Origin of the sequence: Sulfitobacter sp. M368, assembly GCF_025141875.1 — a bacterium.
In the GTDB taxonomy this organism is placed as follows: Bacteria; Pseudomonadota; Alphaproteobacteria; order Rhodobacterales; family Rhodobacteraceae; genus Sulfitobacter; species Sulfitobacter mediterraneus_A.
This window is the reverse complement of sequence record NZ_CP081113.1, coordinates 3,206,151-3,222,001: the sequence shown is the minus strand read 5'-3', so window position 1 is coordinate 3,222,001 and position 15,851 is coordinate 3,206,151. Positions and strand designations below refer to the sequence as shown.

Annotated in this window: 17 protein-coding genes and 1 pseudogene; 8 read left to right on the top strand and 10 right to left on the bottom strand. The window is 57.6% G+C overall.

The features are described 5' to 3' along the window. Nucleotides 1-27: 27 nt before the first annotated feature. From K3754_RS15920 to K3754_RS15905, 4 genes are all read right to left on the bottom strand, one after another. Nucleotides 28-489, bottom strand: a complete 462-nt coding sequence (locus tag K3754_RS15920) for a hypothetical protein (RefSeq protein ID WP_203210165.1) — start codon at nt 487-489, stop codon at nt 28-30. Nucleotides 490-675: 186 nt separating this feature from the next. Beyond that, nucleotides 676-1,215, bottom strand: a complete 540-nt coding sequence (locus tag K3754_RS15915) for a peroxiredoxin (protein WP_238937784.1) — start codon at nt 1,213-1,215, stop codon at nt 676-678. 282 nt (nt 1,216-1,497) lie between these two features. Further along, on the bottom strand, nt 1,498-1,827 hold the full coding sequence (fdxA, locus tag K3754_RS15910) for a ferredoxin FdxA (protein WP_259938517.1): 330 nt from the start codon (nt 1,825-1,827) through the stop codon (nt 1,498-1,500). 54 nt (nt 1,828-1,881) lie between these two features. Beyond that, nucleotides 1,882-2,574, bottom strand: a complete 693-nt coding sequence (locus K3754_RS15905; protein ID WP_259938514.1) for a nitroreductase family protein — start codon at nt 2,572-2,574, stop codon at nt 1,882-1,884. Between the two features lie 175 nt (nt 2,575-2,749). Between K3754_RS15905 and K3754_RS15900 the strand changes: the two genes are divergently transcribed. The 8 genes and pseudogenes from K3754_RS15900 (at nt 2,750) to K3754_RS15865 (ending at nt 9,109) form a co-directional block, all read left to right on the top strand. Then, on the top strand, nt 2,750-3,520 hold the full coding sequence (locus tag K3754_RS15900) for a helix-turn-helix transcriptional regulator (protein WP_259938513.1): 771 nt from the start codon (nt 2,750-2,752) through the stop codon (nt 3,518-3,520). A 124-nt stretch (nt 3,521-3,644) separates the two neighbouring features. Continuing rightward, nucleotides 3,645-3,776, top strand: a complete 132-nt coding sequence (locus K3754_RS15895) for a hypothetical protein (RefSeq protein ID WP_259938512.1) — start codon at nt 3,645-3,647, stop codon at nt 3,774-3,776. Continuing rightward, nucleotides 3,743-4,360: pseudogene (locus tag K3754_RS15890) on the top strand (FadR/GntR family transcriptional regulator). The gene K3754_RS15895 and the pseudogene K3754_RS15890 overlap by 34 nt, the downstream one beginning before the upstream one ends. A 145-nt stretch (nt 4,361-4,505) precedes the next feature. Further along, a complete protein-coding gene (locus K3754_RS15885; protein ID WP_037905972.1) occupies nt 4,506-5,489 on the top strand; it encodes a substrate-binding domain-containing protein in 984 nt (327 codons plus the stop codon). A gap of 66 nt (nt 5,490-5,555) precedes the next feature. Then, complete coding sequence (locus tag K3754_RS15880; protein ID WP_259938505.1) at nt 5,556-6,551, top strand: ABC transporter permease; 996 nt, start codon at nt 5,556-5,558, stop codon at nt 6,549-6,551. Further along, on the top strand, nt 6,548-7,303 hold the full coding sequence (locus tag K3754_RS15875) for an ATP-binding cassette domain-containing protein (RefSeq protein WP_203210172.1): 756 nt from the start codon (nt 6,548-6,550) through the stop codon (nt 7,301-7,303). Before K3754_RS15880 ends, K3754_RS15875 begins: the two co-directional genes overlap by 4 nt. A 38-nt stretch (nt 7,304-7,341) precedes the next feature. Further along, entirely contained in the window at nt 7,342-8,094 is a 753-nt protein-coding gene (locus K3754_RS15870; RefSeq protein ID WP_203210173.1) for an SDR family NAD(P)-dependent oxidoreductase, read from the top strand. Nucleotides 8,095-8,098: 4 nt separating this feature from the next. Continuing rightward, nucleotides 8,099-9,109: an aldose epimerase family protein gene (locus K3754_RS15865; protein ID WP_259938504.1), complete on the top strand. Its 1,011-nt coding sequence runs from the start codon at nt 8,099-8,101 to the stop codon at nt 9,107-9,109. Between the two features lie 9 nt (nt 9,110-9,118). Here the strand turns inward: K3754_RS15865 and K3754_RS15860 are convergent, their stop codons facing one another. From K3754_RS15860 to K3754_RS15835, 6 genes are read right to left on the bottom strand one after another with little or no spacing between them, the layout of a single operon-like run. Further along, a complete protein-coding gene (locus K3754_RS15860) occupies nt 9,119-10,012 on the bottom strand; it encodes an SMP-30/gluconolactonase/LRE family protein (protein ID WP_311201435.1) in 894 nt (297 codons plus the stop codon). Beyond that, a complete protein-coding gene (locus K3754_RS15855; RefSeq protein ID WP_259938503.1) occupies nt 10,009-10,806 on the bottom strand; it encodes an SDR family NAD(P)-dependent oxidoreductase in 798 nt (265 codons plus the stop codon). Before K3754_RS15855 ends, K3754_RS15860 begins: the two co-directional genes overlap by 4 nt. Continuing rightward, complete coding sequence (locus K3754_RS15850) at nt 10,793-12,577, bottom strand: IlvD/Edd family dehydratase (RefSeq protein ID WP_259938502.1); 1,785 nt, start codon at nt 12,575-12,577, stop codon at nt 10,793-10,795. Before K3754_RS15850 ends, K3754_RS15855 begins: the two co-directional genes overlap by 14 nt. Before the next feature lie 12 nt (nt 12,578-12,589). Next, nucleotides 12,590-13,432: a fumarylacetoacetate hydrolase family protein gene (locus K3754_RS15845; RefSeq protein ID WP_259938501.1), complete on the bottom strand. Its 843-nt coding sequence runs from the start codon at nt 13,430-13,432 to the stop codon at nt 12,590-12,592. A gap of 10 nt (nt 13,433-13,442) precedes the next feature. After that, nucleotides 13,443-14,744, bottom strand: coding sequence for a phosphopyruvate hydratase (gene eno / locus K3754_RS15840; protein WP_259938500.1), 1,302 nt, complete (start codon nt 14,742-14,744; stop codon nt 13,443-13,445). After that, the gene (locus K3754_RS15835) at nt 14,741-15,754 is read right to left on the bottom strand and encodes a phosphotransferase family protein (protein ID WP_259938499.1); all 1,014 of its coding nucleotides are present in this window, start codon (nt 15,752-15,754) and stop codon (nt 14,741-14,743) included. The genes eno and K3754_RS15835 overlap by 4 nt, the downstream gene beginning before the upstream one ends. Nucleotides 15,755-15,851: the final 97 nt, after the last annotated feature.

Here is a 15,851-nt window from a genome sequence, read left to right as displayed (position 1 = left end):
GCTTGCGCCTTTCATTCGTGGCAGAGATCAGCCGTTGGCCCAACTGCACAAGATATTTTGCGCATCAGCCCGCACACAGGAGCCGACAGATGGCGTGAGATCACCGCTTTCCGGGTTCATGAATTTCAGCTGCACCTGATAGACTTCGCCGCTTTGCGGTGTGTTCGCAATGATGTCATGGCCAAACTCGAACCCGTCAAAGTCTGCCGCGGCGGTAAAATCTGTCCCGACAAATTCTGGCCAAACGTTATCGGCCCAGACGGTGCCATCTACGTTCATGGCAAACATATGTAGAAAATACTTTTCGGCGTACCAGTCTTCGGATTTGTGGTTGAAATCCTTTTCGGCCTGCTCACGTCCGACTTTCTGATAATGGGTGACGGCGCGGGCCACCATTTCTTTGGACATATCGCCCATTTCCTGAAGATCGGCGGCTGCCACGGCGGTGGCGGTACACATCAGGCATGCTGTGATAAGCGGCTTGTTCATATTTGGCTCCTGCATTCGGATCACGGGTTGCAGAGCGGGGTGTAAGCGCAGGTCGCTAACATTGGCTTAATGGCCAAAAGACCATCTCAGGATTGTCCGAAAGTGAGGATGCCCAAACAAGAACAGCCCCGCGAAACCGCGGGGCTGGATAACGTGGCTCAGGCCATTCAGATCAATAGCCCTGGATCAGGAGGCAACCGCAAATGGGTTGTTGGCTTTGATGTGTTTGAGGATGTTCTCAGGGCTGCTTTCGCCGTAAGGATCATCCGCGCAATTGTCCTCGATGCCCGGCTCTTCGAACCAGGCGACGATTTTGCCGTCATCTACAACAGCCGCATAGCGCCAGCTGCGCAGGCCGAACCCAAGGTTGTCCTTCTGAACCAACATCCCGATTTTACGCGTAAATTCTGCGGATCCATCGGGGATCACCTTGACGGTCTTGATGCCCTGATCTGCAGCCCATTTGTTCATCACAAAGGAATCGTTCACCGAGAGGCAGTAGATATCTTGCACGCCTTGTTCGGCAAATTCACCCGCCAGGGTTTCAAAGCCAGGCAGCTGATAGGTAGAACATGTCGGTGTAAATGCACCGGGCAGTGAGAACAGGATGGCACGGCGGCCGCCGAAGTAATCCTGCGTTGTCATGTCTTTCCAGGTGAAAGGGTTTGGCCCATCGATGCTGTCGTCGCGCACGCGGGTGCGGAATGTCACATCAGGCAATTTCATACCGATACGAGGCATAATAGTACTCCGAATTTTATTTGATTTAAGTCATCGCTGGAACGCAGAAATTGACCTTGTTTTGAACGACAACTTTACTGGACAAACCGGGTGAAGCCGCCCTTTTTACGGGCGTTTCGGACGGGCCATTCAGTGCCGCCTTCCTTGTGGGTGATGGGAGAATTGTCAACCCGATCTCGGGCTGATTCTCGCGATCCGGCCCGATCATTTCTGCGAGGCGCACTGAAAGGTGGGTGAACTTTGATAAGGCCTGCAGGGTATCTGCCCCTAAGCTTGCGCCTGACCAAAGAATAGTTCGAATTTGCCTGTCTCGCCATCGCGCTGCGCGGCGGTTTTAAGGGGCGGCTTGCGCGCTGTAATGACCGGCCAGATCTCTGCGTATAGCCGCGCATGTGCGACCCATTGGTCACTGTCTGGTTCGGCATCTGTTCGGATCGCGTCCGCCGGGCATTCAGGCTCGCAAACACCGCAATCAATGCATTCGTCGGGATGGATCACCAGCATGTTTTCCCCCTCGTAGAAGCAATCAACGGGGCAAACCTCAACGCAGTCGGTGTATTTGCAGGCGATACAATTATCGGTCACGACATAGGTCATGGCAAAGCTTTCTCATCTGTTTGGTAAAATAGCCGGGCGCGATCTTTCAGGCGATCATTCTGAAACGGTTAGGATCTCGCTTAGCGGTTTCTTGATCTTGGCGACACGCGGGATCGTGGCATCAGCCGCGGGATGGCCAACCGCAAGGATCATCACCGGCTTTTCCGATTGTGGCCGGCCAAGCATATCGTTGAGAAACTTCATCGGGTTGGGGGTATGTGTCAAGGATGTCAGCCCGGCATGGTGCAGCGCCGCAAGCAAAAATCCTGTGGCGATGCCAACGCTTTCAGGAACGTAGTAATTTTTGTAGCGCGTACCGTCGTCAAAATGGCCCCATCGCTGGGCAAAAATCACAATCAACCAGGGCGCATCCTCAAGATGGGGTTTGTTGTCATTGGTCCCGATCGGCTCAAGCGCCTTGAGCCATTCATCGCCTGCACCGCCCTCATAGAATCTGCGTTCTTCTTCTTCCGAGGCATCGCGGATGCGTTTTTTGAACATAGGATCGGAGATGGCCACAAAATGCCATGGCTGGTGATTGGCACCCGATGGCGCGGTCCCGGCGGTTCGGATGCATTCCTCGATCACGGCGCGGTCAACGGGGCGGTCGCTAAAATCGCGCACCGTGTGCCGCTTGAGCATTTTACCGTGAAAAGATTGCGCCTGTGCCAGTATTTCGGCGTCTGTCAAATCTGCGCGGTCGGGCAGGGCAATCGGATCGAATGTGATGTTTTCGCGGGCAAACATGAGGGATCTCCTTTGGCAGTTCGTCTCGGCACAGCAGTGGCAGCGGCCGGGTTTGGCAAAGTCGTAGCCTGTGAAATGAACCAAGGCATTCCTCATTGATGAGGAACTGTGCCGCGACTACTTTAGGGCACAACCTAGGGCCAGAATGCGCTCCCTTTCGCCAAAGGAAATTGTTTTGAATCGGTCAAATCCACCAGAGGACACAGAACTCAGCCTGACAGCGACCCAATGTGTTGGGCTGGTGGAATGCATCGGATCAACCCAGTGCGTGCCAGCACTGCTTGAGCTTGCGCATGAGGTTTGCGGTGCCGATTTTGTGTCGGTCTTCTGCCAGGGAGATCGTGATCTGCCGCTTTTGGTTGGCACCGACGGCCGCAAAGGCAAACAACGGGCCGAACGGGCGGCGCAGGGCTACACCCGCCACATGGATGAAGACCCAAACACCGTTCTGCTGTCCGGTCGCAAGGGAGAGGGGGATTTCCTGACAAGCCAGAACGCGGCTGACATCAAATCCTTCACTTACCGTCGGGATTGCTATGATCTGCCCGGCATCGCGGGGCGAATTTCCCTAGTGCGGCGCACGTCCACCTATGGCCTTTGTGTCAGTCTTTATAGCGCCGAAGAGAGTGGTGTTTTTGACCCTCCCAGCCACAAAAGGGCGGCGGCAGTATTGCCGTTCCTCTTGGCTGCGGTGGAGCGGCATGTGGCTTTTTCCCTGAAAGGCTCCGTTTGGATGGAGCAGGACATTCAAGCACGTCTCGCGCTCAGCTATCCAGGCCTCACGCACCGCGAACGGGAGGTTGCCGCCATGGCCATCAAGGGACGTACTGCCGCGCAGACGGCTGAGATATTGGGGCTGGCAGAAACCACCATCATCACCCATCGGAAGAATGCCTATAAGCGCATGAACGTCGGATCACTGCGCCAGCTGGTCGCCAAATTCTAAGTTTGGCCAAGGCACATCCCGCCATGTGCGGTGAATGTGTGCTTGCCAATCGGTTTATAGGATGAACCAAATGCCATGTGGCAGTCGCGGCTCGGTATTTGCCTCGCCGCTCGAAGGAGGACGCATGCCGGTTCGGGCTTTGAAACAGAACAAACTACACGACCAGATCGCGGAATTGCTGATCGAACTCATTCTGGCGGGCGATTTTCCCCTGGAGACCGGTTGCCGTCCGAGCGCGACCTTGCGGAACAGTTGAAGGTCAGTCGCGGATCACTGCGGCAGGCTCTTGTTGTGCTTGAACTCAGTGGTGTTCTGGAAATTCGCACCTCCAGCGGGATCTTTGTTGCGGAGAATGCGCTGTCCAATGCCAACCGTTTGCCGTCACTGGATGTCAGCGGCAGACGGCCTCTGGATATTATTCAAGCCCGCCGTGCAGTCGAAGGAGAAACCGCGTTTCTAGCGGCCAAGCTGGGAACTGAAGCGGATATTGAGCGGACCAAAGCCGCTGCAAATGCGCTGGAAGAAGGCGAGCGGCGCTATGATCTGCGCCACCCGTCGGACCGCCAATTCCACCGCGAAATTGCCCGTGCAAGTCAGAATACTGTGCTGGGCGATATGGTGCGCGATCTGTAGAACATGCAGCGCGGCAAGTATTACCAGCGCCTCGAAGATCACTTTTCGACCGCCGAAATGTGGGACTATGCGATTCGAGACCACCGGAAAATTCTGGCTGCGATCACGGCTGGTGATCCGGATCTGGCCCGCCGGATGATGCATCGCCACATGGACCGGATCTACAATAACTTGGCCACCAGCGTGTTGGAGCTGCCAAAAAGTTGAAAACGGGAGGGGCGGTTGACAGATCCTGTTTTGGCTCTATGGTCCATTCAATGTACCAATTTGCGATGAGGTGGATTTGATCCATTTTTCGCGCTTCTGCCGGTCCGACAATCGGGACGGCGTACGGTGTTCAGGGAGGACCCAAATGAAGTCAATTATCAAATCAACCCTCGCGGCTATTGCGCTATCGGCGGCGGCTGTAACAGGCGCCTATGCGGCGGATGTGTCGGATCAGAAATACGTTATGGTTGTTCCGATCTCGGGCCATCCGTTCTGGGTGCCGATCCGGCAGGGTGCACAAGATGCGGCTGATCAACTGGGCGTGCAGTTTGAATTCACCGGCCCCGTGGAGTTTGACAACATCGCAACGCAAAACCAGATGGAGCAGATCGCGCTGACCCAACCGTCCGCCTTCCTCACCGGCGCATTTGACCCGTCCATGTCCGAAACCATCAAGCGCGTGACCGAAATGGGTGTGCCCGTGGCCACGTTCGACAGCGACGCACCGGACAGCCCGCGCATCACCTTTGTTGGGCCAGATCACTACAATGTCGGCTTTCAGTACGGCAAAAAGATCGTTGAGTTGCTGCAAGGGCAAGGCAAAGAAGAGGGCCAGATCGGCCTGCTGACAGCCATCAACCAAACCAACCTGCAAGTGCGTATCCAAGGCCTGAAAGACTACCTGTCTGCCAATGCTCCCGCATATGAGGTTGTCGCGATCGAAGACAACCAAGGCGATGATCAGATCACTGCCGAACGTACCAAGACAATGTTGCTTGGCAATCCCGATATCGACGGTCTGGTTGTGATCAACGCAACCGGCACCGGCGTGGCAACAGCGCTGACCGAACTGGGCCGCAAAGGCGAAGTGATGGTTGTGGCGTCGGATGTCTTTGATCCCATCGTCTGCGGCATCAAGGATGGCGCGATTCAGACAACCTCGGCGGTCAACACCTATCTCGAAGGGTTTCTCGCGCTGAAGCTGGCCTATGAATATGTCAACAACAACCTCGACGGCACGCCCGGCGCGGATGTGGGTGTCTCTGTTCTGCCACCAAAAATTGATCCCGGCATGTTCTTCATCACCAAAGAGAACGCCGATTCATTCCTCGTCGGGAGCTGTTCATAAGCAGCCTCGCGTCCGGCTGGCAGATTGCTGGCCGGACATTACTGTCCTTTCTCATGAAGTGGTCCCATGACCTTGTCCCAGACAAACACTGATCGGCTAGGCGATGCAGGAGGGTTTGACGTCAAACGCCTGCTGTTGAGCCGCGAGATTATCGTCGGCGTGATGATCCTGATCACCGCCATCGCCGCGACAATGCTGTCGCCCTATTTCCTGACTGCCGCCAACATCAAGAATGTGGTGATTGGTATGTCAATCGAGATGATCGTCGCCATCGGCCTGACGATTGTTCTGCTGAGCGGTGGGATCGATCTTTCGGTTGGCTCTGTCGTCGCGCTAAGCGCGGTTGTCATTGCGCTGGCCTTTAATGCCGGCCTGTCCATTCCTGTGGCCATCGCCGCGGGTCTTTGTGCCGGTGTCGTTGTGGGCTTGGTGAACGGATATCTGATCGCCTATGTCGGGCTCAATCCGCTGATCACGACGCTTGGCACCATGACGATTTTCCGCAGCGCGGTGTACATCCTGTCCGGAGGATACGCGATGTCTTCGATCCCCGGCAGTTTCAAGGCTCTGGCCAACGGCGACGTTGTCTTTGGGCTGCCCAATCTGGTGGTACTGGTTGTGGTGCTGGTTGTGCTTTTTCACATGGCGATGTGGCAGAACGTCTGGTTCCGCAAATTCTCCTTTCTAGGCGGGTCCGAAATGGCAGCCCTGCGCGCAGGGATCAACGTCAAGCGTCTCAAGCTGATGGGCTATGTAATCTGTTCGGTTCTTGCGGCCCTGGGGGGTGTTGTTGTTGTGGCGCGGCTTGGCTCCGCATTTCCAAACACTGCGACGGGGATGGAACTGCGCGTGATCACCGCGGTGATCGTTGGCGGCTGTTCGATCTATGGCGGGCGCGGCACGGTTCTGGGCGCGGCACTTGGTGTTTTGTTCCTGGCGCTGGTCAATAACATCCTCGTTTTGAATGCTGTGTCTGTCTATTGGCAGGGGGTCGCATCGGGCTGTGTTCTGATCCTCGCTGTTCTGTCGGACGCCATTATCAACCGGGGGAAACGGTCATGACCGCACCAAACAAAGTGGTCGAAATGACCGGTATCGAAAAACGGTTTGGCCCTGTTGAAGTGTTGCGCGGTGTGGATTTCGAGCTCTATGAGAACGAGGTTCTTGCACTGCTGGGCGACAACGGCGCGGGCAAATCGACGCTGATCAAGACCTTGTCGGGCTACTACCAACCTGACGCGGGGCAAATCCGTATCGGTGGGCAGCCGGTATCCTTTGGCACGCCGCACGAAGCCCGCGATCACGGGATTGAAACGATTTATCAGGATCTCGCGCTTTTTGACAATTTGGACGTGGCCGCCAATGTGTTTGCGGGCAAGGAAAAGGTCGGCGGCGGCTGGCGCAAGATGCTGGGATTTGTGGACCGCAAAGCGATGCGCAACGAGGCCCGCGAAGCGGTCAGCCAAATGGCAATCAATATCCCCCGCATCGACCAGGAGGTCAGCGCCTTTTCAGGTGGTCAGCGGCAATGTGTGGCCATCGCCAAATCGGTGATGTGGGGCCGAAAAGTGGTGATCATGGATGAACCGACAGCGGCCCTTGGGGTGCGCGAGACCGGAAAAGTGCTGGATCTGATACGTACGCTCAAGTCGCACAATCTGTCGGTGATCGTCATCATGCACAATATCGAACACGTCATGGAAGTGGCCGAGCGCGCCATCGTCATGCGCTCTGGCACGCGGCGCGGCACGGTCAATTTGAATGGGCCGGATGACCGCGAGAGCCATGACGCAATCATCAAAATGTTGATGTGAACGCAACCCGTTCCACAATGAATAACAAGGATAATATTATGAACGCGCAAATCTTTTCAGGGCGCAAGGCGATCATCACGGGTGGGGCACGCGGCATGGGGGCGGCAGCAGCCCGCGCCATGCTGGAGCGGGGCGCAAAGGTCTGTCTTTGGGATGCCAACGCCGATGTCCTGACCCAGAAGGCGCAGGAACTTGCCCCGCTTGGCCCTGTCATGCACCGGGTTGTGGATGTCAGCGATTATTCCGATGTGGCCGCTGCCGCACAAGAGGCAAATGATCAGATGGGCGGGCTGGATATCCTTGTGAACTCCGCGGGAATCGCAGGACCAAACGCCATGGTCGAGGTCTTTCCGCCCGAAGACTGGGCCCGCGTGATGCAGGTGAACCTGAACGGGGTGTTTCATTGCGCCCGCGCAGTGGTGCCCTTCATGAAAAAGCAGGACTATGGCCGCATCATCAATGTGGCCTCTGTCGCGGGCAAAGAGGGCAATCCCAACGCCTCGGCCTATTCGGCATCCAAGGCGGGTGTGATCAGCCTGACCAAATCCTTGGGCAAGGAACTGGCGCAAACCGGCATCCGGGTGAATGCGATCACCCCAGCGGTGATCAAGACCGAGATGCTGGATGATGTGACTGAAGAACAGATTTCCTACATGCTTTCGAAGATACCGATGGGCCGTATGGGCACTGTGGATGAGGTGGCCGAAATGGTGATGTTCCTGTCCTCAGAGGCGTGTTCCTATTCCACAGCTGCCGTGTTCGACATGTCCGGCGGCCGTGCGACCTACTGACCCAATGACAGAAGATTCTCGTCCACGCTCATTGGGGGTTCTGCCGGATCGCCAGACTGTCTGGCAAATCCCGATTGCGGGGCAGGGGTTGCGCGCCAATGTCCTAAGCTATGGCGCAACCTTGCAGAGCCTCTACATCGCCGGTCATCCAAAATCCTTGGTCCTAGGGCTGGATGATCTTGAGGGCTATCTGAACCAAGCCATCTATCTGGGCGCGACGGTCGGTCGCTGCGCCAACCGGATCGCAGAAGGGCGTTTTTCGATCGATGGAACTGACCATCAGACAGACCAGAACTTTCTCAATCGACACACGCTGCACGGCGGCGCGTGCGGCACCTCGCGGCTGAACTGGCAAGTTTTGGATCACCATCCTGATCGGGTGACGCTCGGGATGGATTTGGCGGATGGGCAAATGGGCTTTCCGGGGGCGATGGAGGTCAGGCTGACCTTTAGCATCACCGCCGGACCCGCATTGAGCCTGGAGATCACCGCGCAGGCGGACAAACCGACCCTGTGCAACTTTGCCCATCATGGGTATTTCAACCTGGGCCTGACCGAAGATGTCACAGACCATCTGTTGCATATCCCGGCGGGGTCATATCAACGCCCGGACGATACGCTGATCCCAGAAAACGATCCGGTGCCATTGGCGGGAACGGCTCTCGACTTTCGGGTGGCCAAACGATTGCGCGCGGCATTGCGGGACGGCGGGATTGATCACAACTTTTGTTTTGAGCATCAGCAGGGACAGGCCCTTTTGGCGCAGCTTTCCGCGCCGGACAGCGGGGTTCGCATGGCCATACACAGCACCGAACCGGGATTGCAGGTCTATGATGGCGAATTGACCGATCTGGTGAGGGAAGGGACGCGCAACTGGAACAGCTATGCCGGTATCGCGCTTGAGCCGCAGAACTGGCCCAATGCCATCAACAACCCAAAGGCGCCATCGCCGATACTGCGGCCCGGTGAGGTCTATCGGCAGCGCACGTCGTTTGTGTTCTCAACGCGGCGATGAATGCCACTGTCAAAGATGGACCTGATGTTCCTCTTGGCCCCTGACAGCCGTCTGGGTGACATAGGTTTTGCCGTGAGCCGGTGCGTCTTGAGGCAACCCGTCTGCCGCAGAAGTCGCGAACAAGCGGTCCAAACCTGAGCCGCCAAAAGCCGGGCAGCTGATTTGCGACGCAGGAAAGACAACCGCAGTTTGAAATCTGCCGTCAGGGGTATAGCGGGCAACCCTTGATGCGCCCCATTGCGCGTTCCACAGATGGCCATCGTCATCGACGACTGCGCCATCCGGAAACACCCCGTCTTCCCGCAGATCCGCAAAAACCTGCGCCGGCCCTTGCGGCCAGCCGTGATCGTCCAATGCCTGTTTGTGGATGATCTGGGTCAGCGTATCTGTGTAATAGGCCCAGGCGCCATCGGGCGAAAAGCAAATGGCATTCGGGATCGTCAGATCCGCGAAGATCTGGCGCAGAGTGCCATCGTGATACCGGTAGATCGCCCCTGCGCCATTTTCGGCTTTTTTGCCCATTGTGCCAATCCAGAACCCACCATAGGGGTCAGCCCGCCCGTCATTGGACCGCGTGACCGGATTGTCGGCTTCGAGCGGCACGACATCGCGCCGCGCACCGGAATCCGGATCAAAGGTGAATAAACGGCTCTCGCTGGCGATCAGGAGCGTATCATGGTCGATCCATCCGGCGGCAGAAACATGTTCGTCGAACATCCAAGTGATCGGTTTGCCGTTCCGCTTGCTGTGCATCTTGCGCCCGAGAATGTCGAACCAGAACAACTGCTGTCGCAGTGGATGCCAGAACACGCCTTCGCCCAGCCTGCAAATCCGGTGGTCAAACACCTCAACCGACGGATCGGAGAGGCCGGAAATCATTGTGCCACCACGCGCCACGGTCACGTCCAACCACCATCGACGGTAAATTCCTGACCGGTGCACAAGGCGCTGTCATCCGCTGATAGGAAAAGCGCCATCGCTGCGGTGTCTTCAGGGGTTATCCGACCCGCAAGCGGTTGATTGGCCCGCAAGAACTGTTCGCCCTCTGCATCCAGATGCAGTGCTATCTGGCGCTCGGTCATCACCCATCCAGGCAGTACCGTGTTGATCCGCACCCCGGCCGCGCCCAATGGTTTGACAAAGGATCTGGTCAACCCATGCACGGCGGCTTTGGCCGTGGTGTAGGCTGGCATGCTGTCAACTTTGGCCTTCCAGGAGATCGAGCCGAAGTTGATGATGCTGCCCCGCTTGCGGGCGATCATCTGTTCGGCCACCGCTTGAATGGCGAAAAACGCAGGGCGCAGGTTCACGTCAAACGATTGGTTCCAGACGTCAGGGGTCACATCCTGCATCTCATGACGGCTATCATTGGCCACGTTGTTGACCAGAACATCAATCGGGCCTTCGGCCTTCGCAAAATCCGCAATCGCGGCCTGCATCGCGGCAATATCTGTGACGTTCACCTTGCGAAACCACGCCGCGCCCCCCGCATCGGTAATTGATCGGCAAAGCTGACGCCCCTCGGTTTCAGCGATGTCGATAAAGCCGACATGCACACCTTGATCTGCATAGGCCCGTACCATCGCCGCGCCGATACCGGTGGCGCCGCCCGTCACAAAGGCGCGTTTGCCTGACAGGCTTGGGTAAATCGCGTAGCTAAGACCGGGTGATGCGATGCTGGTATCAATGGTTGTCACGAGGCACCTGTCTTTTCTGGGCAATGGCGCGGTACTTGACCGTTGGTTTCAACACCATGCCGCGATCGAGCTGATCGACCATGCCGCGCTGGATCTCTTGCCAAGGGGTTTGATGGGCGGGGTATTGATAGCCGCCCGCTTTTGCCAAATCCTCCTTGCGCCGCGCCAACTCGGCATCGGGGATCAGCACATTCACCTTCCGGAGCGCCAGATCGACCCGGATGCGATCACCTGTCTGCAGCAAAGCCAATCCGCCACCTGCCGCCGCTTCGGGGCTGGCATTGAGAATGGACGGACTTCCGGATGTGCCCGATTGACGGCCATCGCCAAGGGTTGGCAGCTCTGAAATTCCGGCGCGGATCAGGGCGGCAGGCGGCTGCATGTTCACCACCTCGGCCCCACCGGGATATCCGATGGGCCCCGCGCCGCGGATCACCAGAATGCAATCTGCGTCGATCTGCAATGCGGGGTCATCAATCCGGTCGTGATAATCCTCTGGACCATCAAACACGATGGCGCGGCCCTCAAAGGCGTCGGGGTCTTCGGGGTCAGACAGGTATCTCTTGCGAAAGTCGGGCGAGATCACGGATGTTTTCATGATCGCACTGTCAAACAGATTGCCCGACAAATGCAGAAAACCCGCCGCCTCTTTCAGCGGATCAGCAACGGTGCGGATCACGTCCCGCTCTGACACCTTTGCATCGGCATAGATCTCGGCAATTGACTTGCCCGTGATCGTCATGGCGTCCGGATGCGGCAACACCCCGGCGATCAGCAGTTCTTTGACAACCGCGGGCACTCCGCCGGCACGATAGAAATCCTCTCCCAGATAGTCACCGGCAGGCTGCACGTTACACAGCAGCGGAATGTGATGGCCCAAACTGTGCCAGTCATCATTGCTGAGAGGTACACCCAGTTGGGCGGCGACGGCATTCAGGTGGATCGGGGCATTGGTGCTGCCTCCAAGGGCGGAATTAACCACAATGGCATTTTCAAAGGCCGCGCGGGTCATCACGTCCGAGGGTTTGAGATCCTCATGCACCATGTCCACAATCCGCTGGCCGGTGTGATAGGCCATCTGCCCGCGTTCGCGGTAGGGCGCGGGAATGGTTGCCGCGCCGGGCAATTGCATGCCCAATGCCTCTGCCAGACTGTTCATCGTAGTGGCCGTGCCCATGGTGTTGCAAAACCCCACGGAAGGGGTGGATGCCGTGGCCATTTTCATGAACTCGGCATCATCGATCTCGCCCGCCGCCAGCATCTTGCGGGCCAGCCAAATAGATTGCCCTGTGCCCGATCGTTTTCCTTCGTGCCAGCCGTTCAACATGGGCCCAACCGAAAGCGCGACAGCGGGGATATCAACCGTGGCTGCCGCCATCAGCAGCGCCGGAGTGGTCTTGTCGCAACCAATAGTCAGCACCACACCGTCCAGCGGATAACCATAAAGGCTTTCAACCAGTCCCAGATAGGCAAGATTCCGGTCAAGCGCCGCCGTCGGGCGCTTGCCGGTTTCCTGAATCGGATGCACGGGGAACTCAAGGCAGATACCACCCGCAGCCGTAATCCCGTCGCGCACCCGCTTTGCCAGCTCAATATGATGCCGGTTGCACGGGCTCAGATCGCTGCCGGTCTGGGCGATGCCGATGATCGGCTTGCCTGATTGCAGTTCTTCGAGTGTGAGCCCGTAGTTGAGGTAATGACCCAAATAAAGCGCGGTCATAGACGGGTTGTCTGGATTGTCGAACCACTGCTGTGACCGTAGCTTTTTCATCGGATGGCTGTCCTACAGTGCAACAACTGTCTGGGATTGTTCACCCAAACCATCAATGCCCAGCCGAACCACATCACCGGGGTTGAGCCAGACCTGCGGTTTCATGCCCGCGCCCACACCCGGAGGGGTGCCGGTGCAGATCAGATCACCCGGTTCAAGGCGCAGAAACTCGCTGAGGTAGCTGACGATGGTTTCACAATCAAAGATCATGGTGTCAGTGTTGCCGGTCTGCATCCGCTGGCCGTTCACATCCAGCCACATCGGCAGGGCGGCCGCATCGCCAACCTCGTCACCTGTCACAATCATCGGGCCGGTCGGACAGAAATTGGGGAAGGATTTACCCTTGGACCATTGGCCAGAGCGTTCCTGCTGCCACGCCCGTTCGGACACATCGTTGACCAGCGTATAGCCCAGAATGTGGTCCTTGGCCTCTGCCTTGGTGATGTTCAGCGCCGACTTGCCAATCACAATGCCCAGCTCGACCTCCCAATCCAGTTTGGTCATCTTGGGGCTGTGCAGGATCGGATCATTGGGCGCGCAGAACGTGCCAGAGGATTTGGTGAACAGGATCGGTTCGTCCGGAATGGGCAGGCCCGCCTCGGCGGCGTGATCGGAATAGTTCAACCCAATGCAATAAATGTTGCGCGGCTGCGCCATCGGGCTGCCGACCCGCGTCCCGTCTGCCGCGACCTCTGGCAAGGCTGCAAGATCGGTATTGACGAGTTTTGCCTGCAAGCCCTCAATCGTATCCGGCCCAATGTCGGCTGCAACACTGCGGATATCGCGGGCAACCCCGTTTTGATCCAACACGCATGGCACTTCCTGCCCAGCATCACCCAATCGAAGAAATTTCATAATCTGTTCCTTAGTTCCTTTGTTTGCCCCACCAGGTCTGCGCCAGCGGCGCCCCCTGAACAAAGCTGTCTTTGCCCAGATCGCGCTGGATCCGCAGGCACTCATTCCATTTTACCATCCGTTCGGAGCGGGTAAACGAGCCGACCTTAAGCTGGCCGCATCCCAAACCTGTGGACAGATGGCTGATCGAGACATCTTCTGTCTCGCCCGACCGCGCAGACACAATCGCGCCCCAGCTTTCTTTCACAGCGGCATCAAAACACGCAATGGATTCGCTCACGGTTCCGGCCTGGTTCACCTTGATCAGTGCCGCATTGCACGCCCCCTGCGAGATCGCCTCGCGCACCAGATCGGCGTTTGTGACCAGATAATCATCGCCAATGATTTGAACACGACCCCCAAACCGGCGCGTGAACTCGGCCATGCCTTCTGGATCGTCTTCGCCCAGCGGATCTTCGATCGATGCAATGGGGTATGTGTCCAGCCAACGCCCCAGCATGTCGATCATGCCGCTGCTGTCCAACTCGCGGTCTTCGAGGGACAGCCGGTATTGTCCCGCCGTGCCAAACTCGGACGCGGCGATGTCGAGTGAGATCACAACACGGTCCCCCGGCTTTTCGCCGGCCTTCTCGATGGCTGCGACCAAGGTTTCCAGCGCCTCTTCGTTGCTGTCAAACTGCGGCCACCAGCCGCCTTCGTCTGCCACACCTGCCAGCTTGCCGCGCTGGGCCATGATATCGCCGGCGGCAAAGTAGACCTCGTTGGTAATTTCCATCACTTCGTCAAAGCTGGTCGCGCCAGGCACCATGATCATGAAATCCTGAATGTCGACGCGCCCGCCGGCGTGTGCGCCGCCGCCAAAGATCTGGATTTCTGGCAAGGGCAACTTGGGGGTGCGGTCATAACTGTCCGCGACATGACGCCAAAGCGGTTTGCCTGCATGATCGGCAGCGGCGTGCAGCACGGCCAACGAAGTGGCGACCATGGCATTGCCGCCAAGATTTTTCTTCAGTGTAGAGGCATCGGCGTTGATAAGTGCAGCGTCAACCGCAGCCTGGTCCAACCCATCCATCCCGCGGAGCCGGGGCGCGATGTGTCGTTCGATCCCGGCAAGCGCCTTCTGCACCCCCATGCCGCGCAGGGCTGTGCCGCCATCGCGCAGATCGACCGCCTCGCGCGTGCCCCGTGATGCCCCGGCCGGGGCAATCGCCCGACCTGTTGATCCATCTGCAAGGGTGACCTCGACCTCGATTGTCGGATTGCCACGCGAGTCCCAGACCCGCATGCCGTTGATGGATGCAATTTCACTCACGATTGGGCGTCCCTTATTGTTTTGTGGATGGTGGCGAATACCTCGGCCAATGTTGCTGGCGGCGCCATAATCAACGATCGTGCCAGATCGCGTGTCAGGCTTTGTGAGGCGGTGTTCAAGTATTCAACCGGCGATTTTCCATCGACCCGCCCCAGCATCAGCGCAGGAAGCAACCGGCAAATTCGCTGTTCCAGCGCGGCTTCGTCTTCCCAGGTGACATGGGCGCGGTAACTGTTCCAGAATGCAACGGCCTCTTGCAGATAGGCCTTGGCCATTCGCGGCAGATGGATGGATTTCAGCACCAGATGATTGAGACAGAAAGAGGGGTCAAAACTGGCATCGCCAAGGGTCGCACATTCGGCATCCAGCACCACGGGGCGACCGCCGCGCAACAGAATGTTTTTAGGGCTCACATCGCCATGCACCAGCACGCGATCAGCCGAATAGAGCATATCCGCAAGCGCATCGAGGTTGTCGCGGCAATCGGGGTGCCGCCCTGCGGTAAACGTCAAATAGGGTTCGATGCGCAGGGCGCGAAAATCGTCAGCATTGTGGAATGGCGCGGCATCGAAACCCGCTTGGGTCGATGCGGCATGAATGCGTCCGAGCAGATCACCAACCACTGTGGCTTCGCCCTGCGGAGCATGCCCCGCCAACAGCGCATCTTTCCAAAGATAAACGTCCGGCCCCTCCAAAAACTCCATGGCAAAACCATTCAGCGTGTCAGACCGCCCAAACAGCTTTACCGCGCCGTCCGGCGCAATGGCCGACGCCACGCGCAGCCACTCATATTCGGCACGATTGCGATGGACCGGCGCGAACCAGTCTTCGGCGACTTTCAGCTTGGCCAAGGCGAACTTGGCACAGACTTTGCGGCCCTCAAACTCCACCATGGCGATGTCGGAGGCCACACCGCCGGTCAAAGGCGTTGCGGTGCAGCCTTGCCCCTCTTTGATCAAGCCAAGCTCGACCAGTAGATCTGCGCATCTTTTCTCAATTCCGCTCGCCAAGGGCTTGGCCTCTCCGCATCGTGTTCACGTGAACATATGCTGTAACGCAAACATAATTGTCAACACATCCAAACAAGAAATGCTAACGTCCGGCCAA